Annotated in this window: 19 protein-coding genes; 11 read left to right on the top strand and 8 right to left on the bottom strand. The window is 63.4% G+C overall.

Annotation, left to right across the window (positions count from 1 at the left end; genetic code table 11):
- The first annotated feature begins 35 nt into the window (after nt 1-35).
- A complete protein-coding gene (locus PAQ31011_RS13070; protein WP_150576210.1) occupies nt 36-950 on the top strand; it encodes a LysR substrate-binding domain-containing protein in 915 nt (304 codons plus the stop codon).
- Nucleotides 951-974: 24 nt separating this feature from the next.
- Here PAQ31011_RS13070 and PAQ31011_RS13065 read toward each other — a convergent pair whose 3' ends face one another.
- The gene (locus tag PAQ31011_RS13065; protein WP_150576209.1) at nt 975-1856 is read right to left on the bottom strand and encodes a LysR family transcriptional regulator; all 882 of its coding nucleotides are present in this window, start codon (nt 1854-1856) and stop codon (nt 975-977) included.
- Between the two features lie 196 nt (nt 1857-2052).
- On the opposite strand from PAQ31011_RS13065, the gene PAQ31011_RS13060 reads away from it, so the two are divergent.
- Nucleotides 2053-3642 carry an MFS transporter gene (locus tag PAQ31011_RS13060; protein WP_246179539.1) on the top strand — a complete coding sequence of 530 codons (1590 nt, stop codon included), beginning with the start codon at nt 2053-2055 and terminating at the stop codon, nt 3640-3642.
- Between the two features lie 119 nt (nt 3643-3761).
- Here the strand turns inward: PAQ31011_RS13060 and purM are convergent, their stop codons facing one another.
- The gene (gene purM, locus PAQ31011_RS13055) at nt 3762-4808 is read right to left on the bottom strand and encodes a phosphoribosylformylglycinamidine cyclo-ligase (protein WP_150576208.1); all 1047 of its coding nucleotides are present in this window, start codon (nt 4806-4808) and stop codon (nt 3762-3764) included.
- Nucleotides 4809-4954: 146 nt separating this feature from the next.
- On the opposite strand from purM, the gene hda reads away from it, so the two are divergent.
- The 6 genes from hda to panB all read left to right on the top strand — a co-directional run bounded on the left by hda (nt 4955) and on the right by panB (nt 10065).
- On the top strand, nt 4955-5665 hold the full coding sequence (hda, locus tag PAQ31011_RS13050; protein WP_046292998.1) for a DnaA regulatory inactivator Hda: 711 nt from the start codon (nt 4955-4957) through the stop codon (nt 5663-5665).
- Between the two features lie 142 nt (nt 5666-5807).
- Nucleotides 5808-6488 carry a histidinol-phosphatase gene (locus tag PAQ31011_RS13045; RefSeq protein WP_150576207.1) on the top strand — a complete coding sequence of 227 codons (681 nt, stop codon included), beginning with the start codon at nt 5808-5810 and terminating at the stop codon, nt 6486-6488.
- Nucleotides 6485-7996 carry a polynucleotide adenylyltransferase PcnB gene (gene pcnB / locus PAQ31011_RS13040; protein ID WP_150576206.1) on the top strand — a complete coding sequence of 504 codons (1512 nt, stop codon included), beginning with the start codon at nt 6485-6487 and terminating at the stop codon, nt 7994-7996. Before PAQ31011_RS13045 ends, pcnB begins: the two co-directional genes overlap by 4 nt.
- A complete protein-coding gene (gene folK / locus PAQ31011_RS13035; protein ID WP_150576205.1) occupies nt 7996-8508 on the top strand; it encodes a 2-amino-4-hydroxy-6-hydroxymethyldihydropteridine diphosphokinase in 513 nt (170 codons plus the stop codon). The genes pcnB and folK overlap by 1 nt, the downstream gene beginning before the upstream one ends.
- Nucleotides 8505-9161, top strand: coding sequence for a deoxynucleoside kinase (locus PAQ31011_RS13030; RefSeq protein ID WP_174990099.1), 657 nt, complete (start codon nt 8505-8507; stop codon nt 9159-9161). The genes folK and PAQ31011_RS13030 overlap by 4 nt, the downstream gene beginning before the upstream one ends.
- Nucleotides 9162-9246: 85 nt before the next feature.
- Complete coding sequence (gene panB / locus PAQ31011_RS13025; RefSeq protein ID WP_150576204.1) at nt 9247-10065, top strand: 3-methyl-2-oxobutanoate hydroxymethyltransferase; 819 nt, start codon at nt 9247-9249, stop codon at nt 10063-10065.
- 62 nt (nt 10066-10127) lie between these two features.
- On the opposite strand, the gene PAQ31011_RS13020 is transcribed toward panB, so the two are convergent.
- Both PAQ31011_RS13020 and PAQ31011_RS13015 read right to left on the bottom strand, forming a co-directional pair.
- Nucleotides 10128-11495, bottom strand: coding sequence for a sensor histidine kinase (locus tag PAQ31011_RS13020; RefSeq protein ID WP_150576203.1), 1368 nt, complete (start codon nt 11493-11495; stop codon nt 10128-10130).
- Nucleotides 11492-12154, bottom strand: coding sequence for a response regulator transcription factor (locus PAQ31011_RS13015; RefSeq protein WP_150576202.1), 663 nt, complete (start codon nt 12152-12154; stop codon nt 11492-11494). Before PAQ31011_RS13015 ends, PAQ31011_RS13020 begins: the two co-directional genes overlap by 4 nt.
- 194 nt (nt 12155-12348) lie before the next feature.
- Here PAQ31011_RS13015 and PAQ31011_RS13010 point away from each other — a divergent pair, with 194 nt between their 5' ends.
- The 3 genes from PAQ31011_RS13010 to PAQ31011_RS13000 all read left to right on the top strand — a co-directional run bounded on the left by PAQ31011_RS13010 (nt 12349) and on the right by PAQ31011_RS13000 (nt 15186).
- Nucleotides 12349-13149 (top strand): ABC transporter ATP-binding protein, encoded by an 801-nt coding sequence (locus PAQ31011_RS13010; RefSeq protein WP_150576201.1) that lies wholly within the window; start codon nt 12349-12351, stop codon nt 13147-13149.
- 11 nt (nt 13150-13160) lie between these two features.
- The gene (locus PAQ31011_RS13005; RefSeq protein ID WP_150576200.1) at nt 13161-14069 is read left to right on the top strand and encodes an ABC transporter permease; all 909 of its coding nucleotides are present in this window, start codon (nt 13161-13163) and stop codon (nt 14067-14069) included.
- Between the two features lie 88 nt (nt 14070-14157).
- On the top strand, nt 14158-15186 hold the full coding sequence (locus tag PAQ31011_RS13000; RefSeq protein WP_150576199.1) for an ABC transporter substrate-binding protein: 1029 nt from the start codon (nt 14158-14160) through the stop codon (nt 15184-15186).
- Nucleotides 15187-15233: 47 nt separating this feature from the next.
- Here PAQ31011_RS13000 and PAQ31011_RS12995 read toward each other — a convergent pair whose 3' ends face one another.
- The 4 genes from PAQ31011_RS12995 to PAQ31011_RS12980 all read right to left on the bottom strand — a co-directional run bounded on the left by PAQ31011_RS12995 (nt 15234) and on the right by PAQ31011_RS12980 (nt 20887).
- Nucleotides 15234-17162 (bottom strand): chorismate-binding protein, encoded by a 1929-nt coding sequence (locus PAQ31011_RS12995; RefSeq protein WP_174990098.1) that lies wholly within the window; start codon nt 17160-17162, stop codon nt 15234-15236.
- A gap of 4 nt (nt 17163-17166) precedes the next feature.
- On the bottom strand, nt 17167-18309 hold the full coding sequence (dnaJ, locus tag PAQ31011_RS12990) for a molecular chaperone DnaJ (RefSeq protein WP_039401022.1): 1143 nt from the start codon (nt 18307-18309) through the stop codon (nt 17167-17169).
- 127 nt (nt 18310-18436) lie between these two features.
- Nucleotides 18437-20362: a molecular chaperone DnaK gene (gene dnaK / locus PAQ31011_RS12985; RefSeq protein ID WP_150576198.1), complete on the bottom strand. Its 1926-nt coding sequence runs from the start codon at nt 20360-20362 to the stop codon at nt 18437-18439.
- 96 nt (nt 20363-20458) lie between these two features.
- Entirely contained in the window at nt 20459-20887 is a 429-nt protein-coding gene (locus PAQ31011_RS12980; RefSeq protein WP_150576197.1) for a thioredoxin family protein, read from the bottom strand.
- Nucleotides 20888-20956: the final 69 nt, after the last annotated feature.

Raw genomic sequence — 20956 nt, 5'->3', positions numbered from 1 at the left:
CGTCTGCCCACACGCCAACCTTCCGTGGAGAATCGATGGATTTCCGGCACATCGACGCCTTTCGGGCGCTGATGCTCACGCGCACGACCACCAAAGCGGCACAGGTGCTCGGCACGTCGCAGTCTGCGGTGAGCCGTCTCGTCGCCGATCTCGAACGCTCGACACGTCTGACGCTGTTCGACCGTGCGCGGGGCCGTCTCGAGCCGACGGCGGAAGCGTTCGCCCTGTTCGAAGAAGTCGAGCGCCGTTATGCGGGTCTCGACAACATCCGCGAGTTCGCGCTGAATCTGCGCAACCCCGACCGGGCCGTGATTCGTGTCGGGTCGGTCGTCTCGTTCGGGCTAGGATTCTCCGCGCGTGTGATGGCGGGCTACCGCGCGTTGTATCCGAGCGTGCAACTGGCGTTGACGACGGGGGCGTCAGACCTGATTCGCGATCAGGTCGTCACACATCAACTGGCGCTGGGACTGGTGACCGACACCATCGACGTGGCCGCGACCGACGCCGTCTCCTTTGCCAAACTCGACGCGATTTGCGCGTTGCCTGCGGGTCATGCGCTCGCACGCAAGAAGGTGATTCGTCTGGCCGATCTGAAGGGCCAGCCGATTCTCTCGTACGAGCCGACGGACATGATTCGCTGGGGCATGGATCAACTCTTCGCCGACGGCCATCTGCACGAGCAGGTCGTGGCCACGGCGCGCTATTCGATCAACATCGGCACGATGGTCAAGGAGAACGTCGGTATCGGATTGCTGCACCCGGTGTCGGCCTACGACTTCCTCGATTCCGATCTCGTATTGCGACGCTTCGAGCCGTCGATGCCCTTTCACACCCTGCGCATTACGCCGCGCGCCGCCGCGCCGAGCGCTCAGCTGGACGATCTTGTGCGAGTGATGGAAACGACACTGGATGATGTGATGGCGGCGGTGGAAGCGCGGATGAAGCGGTGATGCTTCGCCGCCCGCGAGCGATGCTCACAGCATCCGGTCGCACATGAAGTCGACGAACACGCGCAGCTTCGGCGAGAGATGCCGGCTCGACGGCCAGAGCATCCAGAACTGCCCTGGGTTCGCCAGGTGCTCACCAAGGAACGACTGAAGTTGTCCGGTAGCAAGCGCGTCGCGCGCAAGGAAGTCGGGCACGTACGCAATGCCTAGCCCGTGCGTCGTCGCGCTTAGCAACGCCTCCATGTTGTTGCATGTGAGGCTCGTGGGTAGCTTCGGTTCGTTCGTCACCTCTGCCGCAAAGGCCCACGGTTGTAATTTCCCCGACGTCGGAAAGCGAAAGCGGATGCATGCGTGCGTCGCCAGATCGGCGGGCGATTGCGGCGTGCCCCGCTTCGCGAGATAGCGTGGCGATGCGCACAACAAGAACCGAAACGGTCCGACCTTTCGCGACATGAGCGTTGAGTCGGGCAGGTCGCCGCTGCGAATCACCACATCCAGGCCGCTTTCGATCAGGTCGACGATACGGTCGTCGAAATTCAGATCAAGTTCGATGTCCGGATACTTTTCGGCGAAGGCAGGTAACAGCGGCATTACGAAGCGATATGCCGTGACCGGCAGCCCGATGCGCAATTTGCCTCGCGGCGTTTGCGACACCCGCGAGAGCATGGCGCGCGCGTCGGCCAGCTCATCGAGTACGCGACGGCAGCGCTCAAAGTACATCTGACCGGCCTCGGTGAGATTCACGCGTCGCGTGCTGCGCTGAAAGAGCCGTACGCCGAGCGTCGTTTCGAGTCTCGCGATTTGCTTGCCGATGGCCGATGCCGACACGCCCGTTGCGCGCCCCGCTGCCACGAAACTCAAGGTCTCGGCCGCCCGTACGAAAGCCGTAATTTCCGCCAGATTGTCCATCGTCGCTTACCTCTCACTCGCGGACCGCGCGCCGTCGGTCGTCCGGCAGTGTCACGTGTCACTGCCCCATCAATTACGGAATTTTATTCCTTAATCTTTGAACTCATCGCCTGTTTATTCTCGATTGACGATTCCCTAGCATGTATGACGTGACGTCGGCCGACGTTCCTCTTTCGTCTGCGACGCGTCGATTCGTATGGATTCGCGTCTTCTTCAGGATCTGTTCATGTCGATCACGACTTCTCGAGGCTCACCGCAAACGGACGCCTCGCTGCGCCGCCGGTTGCTGGGTTTGTTTTCCGTCTGCATCGCGGCGTTGTTGCTGCCGATGAGTTTTTCCGGCGGCGCCGTCGCCACCCCCGCCATCGGTGCGGCGCTGCACGGCAGTGCGGTGGAGATGCGCTGGATCACCAGTGCATTCATGCTGGCGTTCGGCGGCTGCCTGATGGCCGCCGGGGCATGCGCCGACGCGTTCGGCCGCAAACGTGTTTTCTTGCTGGGCGTGGGCGCATTGCTGCTGATCTCGCTTGGGCTAATGCTGGCGCGCTCCGCGCTTGCCGTCGACTGGCTTCGTGCGCTGCAAGGCATGGCGGGTGCGGCGACGCTCGCCGGTGGAGGAGCGTCGCTCGCGCAAGACTTCGACGGTCACGCCCGCGCCCGCGCTTACGGCCTCTTGGGGACGACCTTCGGTGTCGGCCTGGCGTTTGGCCCCCTACTTGCCGGCGCGTTGATTGCGCGCTTCGGATGGCAAGGCGTATTCGGTGCGACGGCCGCCGTCTCCGCGCTGGCGCTCGTCGTCGGTGCGCAGTGCGTGCGTGAGTCGCGAGATCCGGCGGCCACCGGCCTCGACTGGCCCGGCACGCTGACGTTCACCGGTGCCCTCGCCTGCTTCACTTACGGTGTGATTCAGGCACCGGCGCTCGGGGCAACGGCACCGGAGGTCATCGGTACGCTCGTGTTGGCGTTGTTGCTGGCGATCGCGTTCGTCATCGTCGAACGACGTGTCGCGCATCCGATGCTCGACCTGACATTGTTTCGTTACGTACGCTTCATCGGCGTGCAGATGCTGCCGATTGCCACGTGCCTTTGCTACATCGTGCTGCTCGTATTGCTGCCACTGCGCTTCATCGGCGTGCACGGCGACAGTGAGATCGTGGCGGGGCTGAAGATGGTGGCGCTGTCGTTGCCGATGCTTGTCGTGCCGTTCGTCGCGACGCAACTCGCCCGACGTATTCCTGCTGGCGTGCTGTGCAGTGCCGGACTCGTGATCGCAGCGGCGGGCTTGCTCTGGCTTGCGCGTTGCAACGGCATGCAGGACACAAGCGTATTGAGTCCATCGCTTTGGCCCATGCTCGTGATCGGCACCGGCAGCGCGATACCGTGGGGACTGATGGATGGCTTGTCGGTCAGTGTCGTGCCGACGGAACGTGCAGGCATGGCCATGGGCATCTTCAACACGACGCGTGTGGCGAGCGAAGGTCTTGCGCTCGCGCTCGTGGGCGGGGTGCTAATCGCGCTGATTGGCACGCACTTGCCTGACGTGCACGGCGCTGTGGTGCCCAACATCGCCCGTGAGGCGGTCAACCGCATCGTGGCGGGCGATCTTCATGGTGCGGCGGCAAGCGTCCCTGTGTGGAGCGAAGCGGTATTGCGTGACGCCTACGAACAAGCGTTGTCCGCCTTGCTCGACCGCCTCGCCATGGCGACGATCTTGTGTGCAATCGTTGTGTTTTTCTGTCTCGGAGAAACGCGCAGACGGGTGGCGGCGCAAGAGACAGCGTGCTGACATCGTCGAAGCGGCGACGGCGAACACTGCCCGAGCGCAGTCGATGACAACCCGCTGCCCAAAAACAAAAAGCCCGCCGTATCTCCGGCGGGCTTTGTGCATTCCTGACGACGAATGTCTTACGACACGATCGTTTGCGCTTCGCCTTCCTTGCGCTCGCGGATCGTGCCCAGACGGTAGACCGTCTCGCCCGAGGCTTCGAGGTGCTTGACCGCAGCGTCCGCGTCGGCCGCCGACACGATCACCGCCATGCCGATACCGCAGTTGAACACGCGGTGCATTTCGGCATCGGCCACCTTGCCGTGCTCCTGCAGCCACTGGAACAGCGGCGGGAGCGTCCAGGCGTCCTGCTTGATGTCGGCCGTGAGGTGATCCTGCAACACGCGCGGGATGTTCTCGACGATGCCACCACCCGTGATGTGGGCCATACCCTTGACCGTCAGCGTTTCCATCAGCGCCAGCAGCGGCTTGACGTAAATACGCGTCGGCGCCATCAGCACGTCGCGCAGCGGCTGGCCGTGGAAGTCTGCGTCCAGATCCGGCTTGGCGACTTCGATGATCTTGCGAACCAGCGAGTAACCGTTCGAATGCGCACCCGACGAGGCCAGACCCAACACCACGTCGCCCGGGACGATCGACTTGCCGTCGATGATCTTGCTCTTTTCGACCGCACCGACCGCGAAACCGGCCAGATCGTACTCGCCGTCCGGGTACATGCTCGGCATTTCCGCCGTCTCACCGCCGATCAGCGCGCAACCGGACAGCTCGCAACCCTGGGCGATGCCCTTGACGACCGTCGCGGCTGTAGCCACGTCCAGCTTGCCGCAGGCGAAGTAGTCCAGGAAGAACAGCGGCTCGGCACCCTGCACCAGAATGTCGTTCACGCTCATGGCGACCAGATCCTGGCCGACCGTGTCGTGCTTGTTCAGCGTGAAGGCCAGCTTGAGCTTGGTGCCCACGCCGTCGGTCCCCGAAACGAGCACCGGCTCCTTGTAGCGCTTGGGCACTTCGAACAGTGCGCCAAAGCCGCCGATGCCGCCCAGCACGCCGTCGCGCAGGGTTTTCTTGGCAAACGGCTTGATCGCTTCGACCAATGCGTCGCCCGCTTCGATGTCGACGCCAGCGTCGCGATAGGAAAGGCCGGAAGTTTCGTTAGGGTGTGACATGACGGGAATGCATCAAGGTTCGGTAAAATGCGATTTTACCCGATGCGCGTGACCTTTCGGCACGCAAAGCGGATATCGGACGCCAGGAATACCCGGCGTGCCCCGTAAACCGTACTCTGCCGGCCTTTAGCCGGCTTTCTTCGTTCGTGATTCAGCAACTGTATCTCGACCTCGGCACCCCGCCGCCCGCGACGTTCGACAATTTTATTGTCGGGCCCAACCGCGAGGCGGCGCAGACGCTTGCCGACCTTCCCGCCGAACTCTCGTCGGGCACGGCGCGCGACCGCGGCATCTACCTCTGGGGAGCTGTCGGGTCCGGCCGCACCCATCTGATGGAAGCCCTGTGCCACGCCATGGGGCCGAGCGCGCGCTATCTGCGCCCCAACAGCCCACTGGCCGCCTTCACGTTCGACGACGCCAGCACGGTCTACTGCGTGGACGACAGCGACAATCTCTCGCCCACACAACAAATCGCCGCCTTCAATCTGTTCAACGAAACTCGCGCCCGTCCGCATTGCGCGTTCGTGGCCGCCGGCTCGCAGCCGCCGGTCGACATGCCGCTGCGCGAAGACCTGCGCACCCGCCTCGGCTGGGGCCTCGTATTTCACATTGTGGGATTGGATGACGACGGCAAGAAGCAGGCGCTGCAAAACGCTGCACGCGAGCGGGGTTTACAACTGGCGGCCGACGTCCCGGCCTATCTGCTCACCCACTTCGAGCGCGATATGTCGAGCCTGATGGCCCTGCTCGACCGGCTCGACCGGTTTTCGATGGAGCAAAAACGGGCGGTGACGCTGCCGTTGCTGCGCCAGATGCTCACCCATACCGACCCGGCACCGCCGGACGGCAAACCCTGAGCGGTGGCCGATCGGACACATCACCGGATACATCACATGAGGTACCTCTCGGTAACATTCGACACGCGTTCCACGCAGGTGCCAGCCCCCTCAATCACCGAACGACATTAGACGGCCCTTCGCTTCAGGTAAAATTCGCGCAATGACCAATTTAGCTCTCTTCGATCTCGATCACACCCTGCTGCCGACCGACAGCGACAAGGAATGGGGCCGTTTCCTCGTGCGCCAGGGCGCGGTCGAGCGCGACTCGTACGCGCAGGCCAACGAGGCCTTCTATCAAGACTACCGTGCAGGCCGGCTCGACATGCCGGCCTATCTGCGTTTCTGCCTCGCGCCGCTCGCACGCTATCCGCGTGACCAGCTCGACGCCTGGCATGCGCAATACATGGAAGAGTCGATCCTGCCGCATGTGCGTCCCGAAGCGCTCGAACTGCTCGACATGCACCGCAAGGCGGGCGACCTGTGCGCCATCGTGACGGCGACGAACACGTTCGTCACCCGTCCCATCGCCAAGGCTTTCGGTGTCGACCACCTGATCGGTACCGAACCGGCGACCGTCTGCGATGACCCGAACGCGCGTTACACCGGCGAGTACGTGGGCACGCCGAGCTTCCGCGAAGGCAAGATCACCCGCACCGAAGCGTGGCTCGCCAGCCTCGGCAAGACCTGGGGCGACTTCAACCACGCCTTTTTCTATAGCGATTCCGCCAACGACGTCCCCCTGATGGAGAAGGTGAACCATCCGGTGGCAACGAACCCCGATGAGGCGCTGCGCGAAATCGCACTGGCGCGTCGCTGGCCCATTCTCGAGTTGTTCCAGTGATCCGCAAATTCATCAAGAAGCTGCTCGGTAAAGACGGCCAGACCGAAGGCGGCGCAAATAGTCTGCCGCCCGGCACGCCGGTCGTCATTCCCGTCTCCGTGCACGGCATCGATCCGACCCTGCTGTCGAAGAACGCCGTGCGCGTGACCGACACACTGCAACAAGCCGGATTCAAGGCCTTTGTCGTCGGCGGCGCGGTGCGCGATCTGCTGCTCGGCATCGCCCCCAAGGACTTCGACGTCGCCACGAGCGCCACGCCCGAACAGGTCCAGCGCCTGTTCCGCCGCGCGCGCATCATCGGCCGCCGCTTCCAGATCGTTCACGTGCAATTCGGACAGGAGATCATCGAGACCTCTACGTTCCGGGCGTTGGTCGAGGCGGTGGATAGCGAGCAGATCGGTGCGCGTCGTCCGAAAAAAGGCGAACTCGACCGCAAGACGCACGTCACCGACGAATCGGGTCGCGTGCTGCGTGACAACGTGTGGGGCGAGCAGGACGAAGACGCCGCCCGGCGCGATTTCACCGTCAACGCCATGTACTACGACCCGGCGACGCAGACGGTGCACGACTATCACCGCGGTTTCGAAGACATTCAGAAGCGCGTACTGCGCATGATCGGCGATCCGGCCACGCGTTATCGCGAAGACCCGGTGCGTATGCTGCGCGTGGTGCGCTTCGCGGCCAAGCTCGGTTTCAAGATCGACGCAGCCACCGCCGAACCGATTCCGCACCTCGCGCCGCTGATCGACAACGTGCCTGCGGCGCGTCTGTTCGACGAAATGCTCAAGCTGCTGCTCTCGGGTCACGCGTGGGCGTGTGTGCAGCAACTGCGCTCGCAGGGCCTGCATCACGGTCTGCTGCCGTTGCTCGACGTGGTACTCGAACAGCCGCTCGGCGAGAAGTTCGTCACGCTCGCGCTCGCCAATACCGATGCACGCATTCGTGCAGGCAAGCCGGTGTCGCCGGGCTTCCTGTTCGCGGCGCTGCTGTGGCATCTGGTGCTTGAGAAGTGGCAGGCCTATCAAAGCGCCGGAGAGTATCCGATTCCGGCGCTGCATCTCGCCATGGACGACGTGCTCGACGCGCAAACCGGCAAGCTGGCTATCCAGCGCCGTTTCGTCGCCGACATGAAGGAAATCTGGGGCTTGCAGGTGCGTCTGGACAAGCGCGTTGGCCGTACGCCGTTGCGTCTGCTCGAACATCCGCGCCTGCGTGCCGGTTACGACTTTCTGTTGCTGCGTTGCGAGTCGGGTGAAGTCCCGGCCGAAGCGGGTCAATGGTGGACGGACTTCCTCGAAGGCGACTCGGTCAAGCGTGACGAACTGCTGTCGCAAGGTAGCGGTTCCTCGGGTTCGACACCGGCCGCGAAGCGTCGCCGTCGTCGTCGCAAGCCCTCGGGCGGACGTGGCGGTGAAGGCGGCGAAGGGGGTGGCGGTAGTGAGAACGCTACCAGCGAGAATCATGGCAAGCGGGTATCATCGCGACAGCATGGTTCCGAAGGTGCTTAATGACTGTTGCCTATATCGGGCTCGGCGCGAATCTCGGCGACGCCCGCCAAGCGATTAAGGACGCCATCGTCTGCCTGGCGCAGCAGATCGGCGTCACGATCATCGGCAAATCCGACCTGTATCGCACCGCCCCCATCGAGTCGAGCGGCGACGACTATCTCAACTGCGCTGTCGCCGTCGAGACGAGTCTGAGCGCCCGCCAGCTCCTCGCCCTGTGCCTGAAGATCGAGTTGCATTTTGGACGTGAGCGGCCGTACAAAAACGCGCCGCGCACGCTCGATCTCGATCTGCTGGTCTACGGCGACGAACGCATTACTGAGCCCGATCTGATCGTGCCGCACCCGCGTCTCGCGTTGCGTGCCTTTGTGTTGCATCCGCTCGCGGATATCGCCCCCGAACTCGACATTCCCGGCGTGGGACGCGTGAGCGCCCTGTTGCCCGACGTTGCCGATCAGCGCATCGAACGCGTGGCCCAAGGCTGCTGCCCGACCAAGCGGGTTTGCACATCATGAGATCGCCGGTGCTCGGGCGATTTCGCTATCTCGCCGTCGAAGGTCCGATCGGGGTTGGCAAGACGTCGCTCGCGCAGCGTCTGGCCGACGCAGCCGGTGCGGACCTGATGCTCGAACAACCGGCGCTCAACCCCTTTCTCGAACGTTTCTATCGCGACAGCGCGCGTTATGCGTTGCCCGCGCAGTTGTCGTTCTGTCTGCAACGTGTGGATGAAGCGACGGAGATTGCACGTCGCGAGATCGACGGCAAGCCGATCTTCACCGACTTCCTGCCGGAGAAGGACGGCCTGTTCGCGCGTCTCACGCTGTCTGCCGACGAGCTGGAGCTGTACCGCAAGCTCGTTGCGCACATCGAGCATCCGCACCGTGCACCGGACCTCGTGATCCATCTGCAAGCCAGTCCTGAAACGCTGTTCTCGCGCATTCAGAAGCGTGCGATTCCGATGGAACAGCAGATTCCGGACACCTATCTGCGCGCGCTGTGCGACATCTACGGCGAATTCTTCTATCATTACGCCGCTGCGCCGGTGTTGACAGTCGACACAGAACAATTCGACCCGGCGCACGACGACAGCGACTTCGCCCTGCTGGTCGAACGTATCGATCAGATGCGCGGGCGCAAGGAAGTCTTCGTCAAGGGCGCTCGCCTCTGACGGCGGACCCTCCCGCCTGCCGCTGCCTCCATGGCGCACCTGTCGCATCGGTGCTGCCCGCGAACCCTCCTGAACCGAGGCTGACATGAGTTATCTGCAAGAATCCAACCGCAAGGCCGTGACCGTTCCCGGACTTGCCCAGATGCGCGCACGTGGCGAGAAGATCGCCATGCTCACCGCTTATGACGCAAGCTTCGCCGCGCTGCTGGACCGCGTGGGCGTGGACGCCATTCTGATCGGCGACTCGCTGGGCAACGTGATTCAGGGCCAGCGCACGACGCTGCCCGTCACGCTGCGCGACATCTGCTATCACACGGAATGTGTGGCGCGTAGCGTCGAGAAGGCGCTCGTGCTGGCCGATCTGCCCTTCGGCACGTTCGGTACGAAGGAGCAGGCGTATCAGAGCGCCGTCGCCGTCATGCAAGCGGGCGCGCAGATGGTGAAGATCGAAGGCGGTGCGTGGCTCGCGGAGACGGTGCGTTTTCTGGTCGAGCGCAGCATTCCGGTGTGCGCCCACCTGGGCCTGACGCCGCAGTCGGTGCACGCGTTCGGCGGCTTCAAGGTGCAAGGTCGCGAAGACGCGGCGCAGGTGCAATTGCTTGAAGACGCACGCGCGTTGCAAGCGGCCGGCGCTCAACTCGTCGTGCTCGAAGCGATTCCCGCAGCGCTTGCCTCGCGCGTAACGCCGGAAGTACCGACGATGCCCACCATCGGCATTGGAGCCGGTGTCGACTGCGACGGTCAGGTGCTCGTGCTTCAGGACATGCTCGGCGTGTTCCCCGGCAAGTCGCCGAAGTTCTCGAAGAACTTCATGGACGGCCAGCCGAGCATCGCGGCAGCGATCGAAGCTTACGTGCAAGCCGTGAAGCACAGCACGTTCCCGACGTTGGAACATAGCTTCTGAGATCGGACGCAGGCAACGTCCGCGAGGACGAGAAAAAGCGGCTCAGCGATGAGCCGCTTTTTTTATGCTGCGACCGGCAAGGTCAGCACAACAGCAAAGCCTTCACCCTCCACACGTTCGAAGCTCATGTGCCCGCCGTGGGCATGCACGACCTCCGAGACCATCGCTAGCCCGAGGCTCGCGCCTTCGCGTCCGTCGGCGCGCGAGGAGAACGGGGTACGTACGCGTTGCCATTCCTGCTCGGGGATGCCCGCCCCGTCGTCGAAGAATCGCAAGCGCCACTGATCGCCGACACGTGTCACGTCCACATGAAGACGATGCGGTGCACCGTAAGCCACTGCATTGACCAGCACGTTCTTGATCGCTTCGCGCAAGCTCAACTCGTCGCCGACGATCATGCACGGCTCGTCCGGCGCATTCAGTGCCACGTCGATATCGCGTGTGGCGTACGACAGCGTCTCGCGCATCCCCGTCTGCAAAAGCTCATTCAGATCGACAGGGGTCGGTGCAACGCTCTCCGCCCGATGCTGCACCATCGCGTGATTAATCAGTTGATGGATGAGTCCTCCTAGCCCGCGCGCCTGCTTCTGAATGCGTGCGATGTGCGTCTGACGCGCAGTCTCATCCTGCGTCTGCGTCAACATTTCCGCTTGCGCCGTGAGCGCAGTCACCGGTGTTCGCAGTTGATGCGCAGCGTCGCCGATCACGCGTCGCATCAACGCACGCGACGTCGCCAGCCGCTGCATGAAGTCGTTGATCGCGCCGACGAGCGCCAGCGTCTCCGCAGGCACCGTCACGGCGAGTGGTGCGAGGTCGTTCGGATCGCGCACGCGTATCGCCCCTTCGATTTGCTTGAGCGGTGCGAGCGCCTGACGCAGCGTCCACAACGCGGCGAGCATCGTCAGCACGCCGGTCGCAATCGTGATGAGCAACGTGTTGTCGGCCAGCCCGCGCGTGAAGCGTTCGCGCGCATTCTGCGTGTGCGCGAGCGCGACCACCGCCCACGGATGGGGTGACGTCACGGGCATGCGCCGTCCCACGATGGCAATGCGAATCGGCATTTCCTGATACGTGCCGTCGACCACGATGGGACCGTCGGCCAGCTTGTCCCACGGAATCGGCGGACGGAATTCGGAATCGCCCGCCACAGAGCGGCCGTTCGGGTCGAGCACGGTGTAGAAGATCTGATCGCCGGGGGCGAGCGCGGAAAAGGCCGCAAGCGGCACATCGACGTTCACTTCGCCGTTCTGGTACCAGGTGTTCTCCGCGACCTGCAAAGCACTGCCGAGCAACCAGCGGTCGTAGGCCCGGTCGACGGCGGAGCGCGTCGAGAACCAGATGCCCAGCAGCACCGCGACGACGGCGAACGCCAGCACCGCGCCCATGCGGATGACAAGGCGCAGATAAAGAGACCGGCCGGGAACGATCATGACAGCACGAGTTGGTAGCCCAGCCCGCGCAATGTGCGAATCTGGAATTGCGCGCTCGCCAGCTTCTTGCGCAAACGGGCGACGTATTGCTCGATGGCGTTCGCGTTCGGCGCGGGCTCGTCGCCATACAGACGGTCCATCAATTCGTCCTTGCCGAAAATACGCCCCGGTCGTCCGGCAAGGATTTCCAGCAGCGTGACTTCACGACGTGTGAGTTCGATGGGCTGGCCGTCTACTTCGACGCCACGACTCTTGCGATCGAGCGTGAGATTGGCGCAGGTCAGGCGATTGGTTGCGTCCTGCCCGGTACGACGCATCAACGCGCGCACACGCGCTTCCAGCTCGCGAAAATCGAAGGGCTTGGTGAGGTAATCGTCGGCACCGAGATCGAGCGCACGCACGCGCTCTTCGATTTCGGCACATGCGGTCAGCATCAGCACGCGCGTGGACAAACCGCGCTCGCGCACCCGCTTGAGCAATTCGAATCCGTCGACGTGCGGCAGCATGACGTCGAGGATCAGCAGGTCGTAATCGTCGCCGATGCGGCCGGCGGCAACCGCCCCGTCCGTCTCGCAATCGAGCGCGTGGCCGAGCCGGCGCAATTGCGTGGCGATCGCTTCGGCGACATCGGCGGTGTCTTCCACCAGCATGATGCGCATGGTCTTCTCGTCTCCTTCCTTCTTGAGGCTTTTGTCTTCTGAGCGCGATTGTCTCGGAAATCCCGGTGGGCGACCTCAGTGTTTCCCCTGAATTCGGGCCGTGGCACGGCGCAATGTCAGGTTCGCTACAGCTTCGCTACTTAGTATCGAGCCGACTACAAAAAAGCACTATCGCATTCTTCAGGAGACACGCAATGCACAACGCCCCCCATGCGGGCGCTGCGGGAACGACTTCGCCCGCAGTGCCGCCATTGCTCGAAATCGACGGCGTCACCCTTCAGTACAAGACCGACGACTATCTCGTCACCGCCGCTCAGCAAGTGAGCTTCAACGTGTACCCGGGCGACCGCTTCGTGCTGCTCGGCCCGTCCGGCTGCGGTAAATCGACGTTGCTCAAGGCCATCGGCGGTTACCTGCCGCCGGTCCATGGCGAAATCCGCCTCAAGGGGCGCACGATCACCGAACCCGGCCCGGACCGCATGATGGTCTTTCAGGAGTTCGATCAGTTGCTGCCGTGGAAGACCGTGCGCCAGAACGTGGAGTTTGCGCTCACGGCCAGCGGCCGTCTCAAAGGACGTGACGCCGCCGAGCGCGCTGCGCACTACATCGAGAAAGTCGGTCTGGCGAAGTTTATCGACAGCTATCCGCACACGCTCTCCGGCGGCATGAAGCAGCGTGTGTCCATCGCGCGCGGCATGGCAATGGAGCCGGACGTCCTGCTCATGGACGAGCCGTTCGCCGCCCTCGACGCCCTCACCCGTCGCAAGATGCAGGACGAACTGCTGCGCCTGTGGGATGACACGCGCTTCACCGTGCTGTTCGTCACGCACGGCATCGACGAAGCGATTCGCATCGGCACGCGCATTTTGCTGCTCTCGCCGCATCCGGGTCAGGTCAAGGCAGAACTCAACAGCATTGCGCCCGAACAACTCGGCACGGCGCACCAGAGCGAGCTTGAGACCCGCATCGATCAACTGCTGTTCGCGACCCATTGAGGATGACGGCCATGAATGCTATCCCTTCGCAATCCGCCACGTCGGCATCCCCTACCCCGATCGAACCCGTCTATCGTCCGGAGTTCGTGCTCGAACCCGTACAGGCCGAACTGTCGTCGATCCAGCGACCGCTCTCCACCTTCGAGACGCTCTATCGCCTGAGCTGGCTGCGCAAGACCGTGATTCTGTGCGTGCTCGCCATCATCTGGGAAATCTACGGACGCTGGCTCGACAACGCCCTGCTGTTCCCGAGCTTCACCGACACGGTCGCCGCGTTCGCGAGCGGTTTGACGAGCGGCGTGTTGCTGCTGCGCGCCGTCGTCTCGCTCAAGACGCTGCTGATCGGCTACGGCATCGGGATCGCACTCGCTGCCGTGCTCACCACCGTCGCCATCAGCTCGAAGATCGGTAACGATCTGCTGGAAACGCTCACCGCGATGTTCAACCCGCTACCCGCCATCGCCTTGCTGCCGCTGGCGCTGATCTGGTTCGGACTCGGCAATGGCAGCGTGATCTTCGTGCTCGTGCACTCGGTGCTGTGGGCCGTGGCGCTCAACACGCACAGTGGGTTCCGGGGCGTGTCGAAAACGCTGCGCATGGTGGGCCAGAACTACGGTCTGAAGCGCTTCGCGCTGGTGCAGCACGTGCTGATCCCGGCGGCATTCCCGAGCATTCTCACGGGCCTGAAAGTGGGCTGGGCGTTCGCATGGCGCACGCTGATCGCCGCCGAACTCGTGTTCGGCGTGTCGTCGGGCTCGGGTGGCCTCGGCTGGTACATCTTCGAGAACCGCAACTCGCTGGAGACGGCCAACGTCTTCGCCGGGCTGTTCTTCGTGATCCTGATCGGGCTGGCCGTCGAGAACCTGCTGTTCGCCCGTATCGAGAAGCGCACGTTGCATCGCTGGGGTATGCAGCACTGACACTCGGAGCGGACCGGATTTTCGGCCTGCTCCGATTGACGCCCTTTTTCATGGGCATGAATAATTCGAACAACACGGAGACAACATCATGAACCGACGCAATTTCGCCCGCTGGGCGAGCGCACTCACGCTCGCCGCGACGACCGCCCTATCCACCCTCGGCAACGTGGCGCACGCCGAAGCGAGCACCGTCCGTCTGTCGCATGGTTACGGCATTCTGTATCTGCCGCTGATGGTCATGCGCGATCAGCATCTCGTGGAGAAACACGCGAAGGCGCTGGGGCTGGGCGACGTGAAGACGACCTGGACCATTCTCGACGGCGGCAACGTGATCAACGACGCGATGCTCGCGGGCAATCTCGATGTCGCAGGCACGGGCGCACCGGGTTTCGTCACGCTCTGGTCGAAGGCGCACGGCATTCCGCGCTCGGAGGTGATCGGTCTGTCCGCGCTGTCGACCGGGCCGCTGTGGCTCAATACGAACAATCCGAACATCAAGTCGCTCAAGGACTTCACGTCGAAGGACAAGATCGCGATTCCGGGGATCAAGACGTCGCTGTCTGCCGTGTTGCTGCAAATGGCCGTGGCCAAGACGTTCGGTATCGAGAACTACGCGAAGCTCGACCCGCAGACGGTCAGCCTGAGTCATCCGGAAGCCGTGAGCGCCTTGCTCTCGGGCAAGACGGAGATCACGGCGCACTTCACCTCGCCGCCGTTCTCGTATCAGGAACTGAAGGATCCGCGCATCAAGCGCGTGCTGAATTCGACGGACGTGCTGGGTAACATCACCATCGACGTCGTGTTCGCGCCGAAGCAGTTCACTGTCCAGAATCCGAAGCTGGTACAGGCCATTCTGGCGGCACAGGAAGAAGCTGCGGCGTACATCGCCAAGGATCACGTGGGCGCGGCGCAGACGTTCCTTCGCGTGTCCAAGATCAACCTGCCGCAAGCGGAGATCGAGCAGATGCTGGCTGACCCCGGTCTGCAATTCACGACCACGCCGAACGGGCTGATGCAGTACGTCGAGTTCATGAGCCGCGCGGGCACGATCAAGACGCGTCCGGCGAAGTGGAGCGATCTGTTCGTGCCGCAGATGGCAGCGCGTCAGGGAAGCTGAGGAAGTGAGGTGTAGCGGCGCGTCGTTGGCGCTGACGCGCCGCTACATCAGGCAGCGGTCGTGGCCACGATCGTCGCCGGCAGTGCACCGCGTAGTGCATTGCATACGACGACGGCCTGCGCCGAGCGCAGGTCGTCACGCGTAATGACAGCTTCGACAGCGGCCCACGACGGGTCGTCCAGCAGCACGCTGCGCATCACGCCGGGTAGCACACCGGAGGACAACGGCGGCGTCATCCAGATGCCGTTGCGCTTGACGAACACCGTGCTGCGCCCGCCTTCCGTCAACTCACCCCGGTCGTTGAAGAACAGCACGTCGAACGCGCCTTGCGCTTCAGCCGCTTTCCAGGCCGCGTCGTAGCGCGCGCGCACCGTGGTCTTGTGACGTAGGAACAGGTCGTCCGCGCGCGTCGCCTGAGAGGCATCGGCCAACAGCACTTTCACCGCATCGCCGAGCAGCGGTGTGAGCACACCGTGCGTGATCGCCGCCGTGCCGTTATGCGACAACGCGAGGCGTACGCGATGGATGTCGTCTTCGGTCAGAGTTGCGACCACCGCATCGAGTTGCCCACGCAACGCCGCTTCGTCGAACGTGAAGCCGAAGTAGTGGGCCGACTTCTGCAAGCGCGACAGATGCCGCGCGAGATGGGCGACACCGGAGGCGCGCGTCGCCTGCATCGTCTCGAAGAGTTCGAAGCCGGGATCGAGCGCGCTCAGGAAGCGCGCCTTCAGGCGGCACTCGTCACGCTCTTCCTCCGCCTTGCTGTCCAGCACGATACCCGCGCCGACGCCCAGACGACCGCGACGCATGCCGTTCGCGCCCGGTGCATCGAGTTCGAGCGTGCGAATCGTGACCGACATACAGAAGTCGCCCAGCGCCTGCGGATCGTCGCTGCGCGCGTCGAGCCAGCCAATGGCACCGGTGTAAAGACCGCGCGGCGACGTCTCGAGCTCACCGATCAGCTGCATCGTCCGGTGCTTCGGCGCGCCCGTGATCGAGCCGCAGGGGAACAAGGCACGCAGCACGTCGGCCATCGAAGTGGTGTCCGGCAACGTTGCGGTGACGGTCGACGTCATTTGCAGAACGCTGGCGAAGCGCGTCACTTCGAACAGCTTCGGGACTTTGACCGAACCGGGCGTCGCGAGACGCCCGAGATCGTTGCGCAGCAAGTCCACGATCATCAGGTTCTCGGCGCGGTTCTTTTCGTCGGCGGCGAGCGCGGCGCTGCGTTGTGCGTCGAGGGCCGCATCGCCACACGCGGGTGCCGTCCCCTTCATCGGACGCGCCTCCACCTGACCGCGCGAATGACGCAGGAACAACTCCGGTGACAACGAAAGGATCGCGCGACCGGCAACGCCTCGCGCGCCGGGCAGCATCACGAGTGCGCCGTACGGTACCGGCTGACGCGCGCGCAAGCGGCGATACAACGCGACCGGCGAGCCGAACGCGTCGAAATTCAGACGGTACGTGTAGTTGATCTGATAGCACTCGCCTTGTGCGAGCCATTCGTGGATACGGGCGATGGCGTCGTCGAAGGCGGCGTCGCTCACGTCGTTCTGCAACGCGGCGATGCCTGCCACGCCGGGGGTGGCGGGCGCGCTTTCCGTGTTGTCGTGCGGTGCGTCGGGATCGCCGCCGGCGTCCACCCACTCCTGACGCGCCAGCCACGCCTGCGTCTGCGCGGCGTCAAGGCGCTGCAACTCGGAGAACAACAGGGCACGGAACTGACCCGGCGCACGGCGCGTCGCGACCGTATGTACGCCACCGAGGCGCACACCGAATTCGTAGTCGGCCAGCAGCACGGCGTGCAGACCTTGACGCGTGGCGTCTTCCACTTCGCGGAGCGCGTCGGAAAGCACAACGGGCTCGTCGCAAGTTACCTCGCGTACGAGCCCGGTGTACAGACGCGCCCCACCGGCCGGATCCGCACTGTCGTCCAACAGCGCGAACGCGGCCAAAGGCGCTTCCTTTTGCATAGAATTACTCGAAGAACTGCTTGACGCGGTCGAACCAGCCCTTCGACTGCGGGCTGTGGCGTGCACCGCCTTCCTTGAGCGAAGCATCGAAGTCGCGCAGCATCTGCTTCTGCGCATCGTTGAGCTTGACCGGCGTTTCCACCTGCACGTGAACGTACAGATCGCCCGGATAGCTCGCGCGCAGTCCCTTGATGCCCTTGCCGCGCAGTCGGAACGTCTTGCCCGTCTGCGTGCCTTCGGGCACTTCGAAGGTGGCCTTGCCGTGCAACGTCGGTGCGTCGATATCGCCGCCGAGCGCCGCCGTCGCGAATGAAATCGGCATCTGGCAGTGCAGATCGTCGCCATCGCGCTCGAACACGTTGTGCGCCTTGATGTGGATTTCCACATACAGGTCGCCCGCCGGCCCGCCATTCACACCCGGTTCGCCGTTGCCGGACGAACGAATGCGCATGCCGTCTTCGATACCCGCCGGGATCTTGATCTCCAGCGTCTTGGTCTTCTTGATCTTGCCCGAGCCGTGGCAGTTGGTGCAGGGCTCAGGAATGTACGAGCCCGTGCCGTGGCACTTCGGGCAGGTCTGCTGAACGCTGAAGAAACCCTGCGACATGCGCACCGAACCCGCCCCGTTACACGTCGGGCAGGTCTCGGGCTTCGTGCCCGGCTTCGCGCCGTTGCCGTGGCAGATCTCGCACTCGTCCCAGCTCGGCACGCGAATCTGCGTGTCGAAACCGTTTGCGGCCTGCTCCAGCGTGATCTCCATGTTGTAGCGCAGATCGGCACCGCGATACACCTGCGGACCGCCACGGCCACCGCGACCACCGGGGCCGCCCTGACCGAAGATGTCGCCGAAGATGTCGCCGAACGCGTCTGCGAAACCGCCGAAGCCCTGCCCGCCTGCACCACCGAAGCCGCCCATGCTCGGGTCGACGCCCGCGTGACCGTACTGGTCATACGCCGCGCGCTTCTCCGGCTCGGAGAGCATTTCGTAGGCCTCTTTGACCTCTTTGAACTTGTCTTCGGCGTCCTTGCTGTCCGGATTGCGGTCCGGGTGGTACTTCATCGCCAGCTTGCGATACGCCTTCTTGATCTCTTCGTCCGAGGCGTTCTTGGCGACGCCAAGGACTTCGTAGTAATCACGTTTGGCCATAACTCTTTCCAATGTTGGCGCATGTCGCCATCAGGCAAAAAGCCGGGTCGACATTCCCCTTGCGGAGAACCTCGATACCCGGCCCACACGCGGCGCACCTGTCGATGCCCCGCGCGCCATGCACGCTTTACTTCTTGTCGTTGACTTCCTTCACTTCGGCGTCGACGACGTTGTCGTCATGCGGCTTGCCCTGCTCGGCACCTGCGGCACCCGCAGCACCGGCTTGCGCCTGCATGTCGGCATACATCTTCTCGCCGAGCTTCTGGCTTGCCGTACCCAGCGCTTCGACCTTGGCATCGATGTCGGCCTTGTCCGAACCGCGCAGCGATTCTTCCAGTGCCGTGATCGCCGATTCGATGGCTTCCTTCTCCGAAGCTTCGATCTTGTCGCCGTACTCGGTCAGCGCCTTGCGGGTGCTGTGCACCAGCGCGTCGCCCTGGTTACGGGAATCGGCCAGCTCGCGTGCCTTCTTGTCTTCTTCGGCGTTGAGCTCGGCGTCCTTCACCATTTGCTCGATCTCAGCGTCCGACAGGCCCGAGTTCGCCTTGATGACGATCTTGTTTTCCTTGCCGGTGGCCTTGTCCTTCGCGCCGACGTGCAGAATACCGTTGGCATCGATGTCGAAGGTCACTTCGATCTGCGGCGTGCCGCGTGCTGCCGGCGGAATGCCTTCGAGGTTGAACTCGCCCAGCGACTTGTTGCCGGCGGCCATCTCGCGCTCACCCTGATACACCTTGATCGTCACGGCCGGCTGGTTGTCGTCCGCCGTCGAGAACACTTGCGAGTGCTTCGTCGGGATCGTGGTGTTCTTCGTGATCATCTTCGTCATCACGCCGCCCAGCGTTTCGATACCGAGCGAGAGCGGGGTGACGTCGAGCAGCAGCACGTCCTTACGGTCGCCCGACAGCACCGAGCCCTGAATCGAGGCACCTGCGGCCACGGCTTCGTCCGGGTTCACGTCCTTGCGCGGGTCCTTGCCGAAGAACTCCTTCACCTTCTCCTGCACCTTCGGCATACGCGTCATACCGCCGACCAGAATCACGTCGTCGATGTCGCTGACCTTGACGCCGGCATCCTTGATCGCCGTGCGGCACGGTTCGATCGTACGCGTGATCAGCTCTTCGACCAGTGCTTCGAGCTTGGCGCGCGTGATCTTCAGGTTCAAGTGCTTCGGACCCGAGGCATCGGCCGTGATGTACGGCAGGTTGATTTCGGTCTGCTGGCTCGACGACAGTTCGATCTTGGCCTTTTCAGCCGCTTCCTTCAGGCGTTGCAGCGCGAGCACGTCCTTCGACAGATCGACGCCTTGTTCCTTCTTGAACTCGCCGATGATGTAGTCGATGATGCGCTGGTCGAAGTCTTCGCCACCCAGGAACGTGTCGCCGTTGGTCGACAGCACTTCGAACTGGTGTTCACCGTCCACATCCGCGATTTCGATGATCGAGATGTCGAACGTGCCGCCACCCAGGTCATACACCGCGATCTTGCGGTCGCCGCCTTCCTTCTTGTCCAGACCGAAAGCCAGTGCGGCAGCGGTCGGCTCGTTGATGATGCGCTTGACTTCCAGACCGGCGATGCGGCCTGCGTCCTTGGTGGCCTGGCGCTGGCTGTCGTTGAAGTAGGCCGGCACCGTGATCACGGCTTCCGTGACCGGCTCGCCCAGGTAGTCCTCGGCGGTCTTCTTCATCTTGCGCAGCACTTCGGCGGAAATCTGCGGCGGGGCCAGCTTTTCGTTGCGTGCCTCAACCCAGGCGTCGCCGTTGTCGGCCTTGACGATCTTGTAGGGCATCAGCGCGATGTCCTTCTGCACTTCTTTTTCTTCGAAGCGGCGGCCGATCAGGCGCTTGACCGCGTACAGCGTGTTCTTCGGGTTGGTCACAGCCTGGCGCTTGGCCGGCGCACCGACCAGGATCTCGCCATCGTCCATGTAGGCGATGATCGACGGCGTGGTGCGAGCACCTTCCGCGTTTTCGATGATCTTGACCTGATTTCCTTCCATGACGGCCACGCACGAGTTCGTGGTGCCCAAGTCGATACCGATGATTTTGCCCATTTAAATTTCTCCTAGCGTCCTTTGCGTCTTTCCGTCGGGCGTGTCGCCCATTCAATTCATTCATCTGCACGGGATATGGGTGCAGCCGGGAACATTTCAAGACCCTTCTTGCAGCCCGGTTTTGCCCCCCGCCGCCGCGATTTTCTCGCGTGCGGCGGCCACCGCCAGCCGGAACTGGGGCAGGCCCTGCCAGCCGGTCGCCCGGCCCAGCTTCTTCCCTTGATGGAAGAAGAAAAACGTCGGCACCCCATGCAGCGCGAAACGGCGGCCCAGCGCCATATCGGCGTACACGTTGGCGTGAAACCAGCGCAGCCCGAGGGCTTCGATGGCCTCGCGCTGCGCGAGCATGGTCTTCTTGGCGACTTCGCAGTTGAAACAATCGACGCCCCAGAAGAACACCACGGCGAGGTCGTCCCCCGCCGTGCGTAACCCTTCGTCGAACGTCGCGGCGCTCAGCTCGTGCATCGAGAACGCCTCGAACGCCGTGCCGTCCACCCCTTTCATGCCCGGAAGATCGCCTGCCATGATGGTAAGCCTATGAATCGGTGCCTTGGCACCGGCAGCGCCGCCACACCCGGCGTCGTTGCCCGCGCC

This window comes from Pandoraea aquatica (genome assembly GCF_902459565.1).
Classification (GTDB): domain Bacteria; phylum Pseudomonadota; class Gammaproteobacteria; order Burkholderiales; family Burkholderiaceae; genus Pandoraea; species Pandoraea aquatica.
The sequence above is the reverse complement of the archived record's forward strand: the minus strand, read 5'-3'. Positions and strand labels throughout refer to the sequence as shown.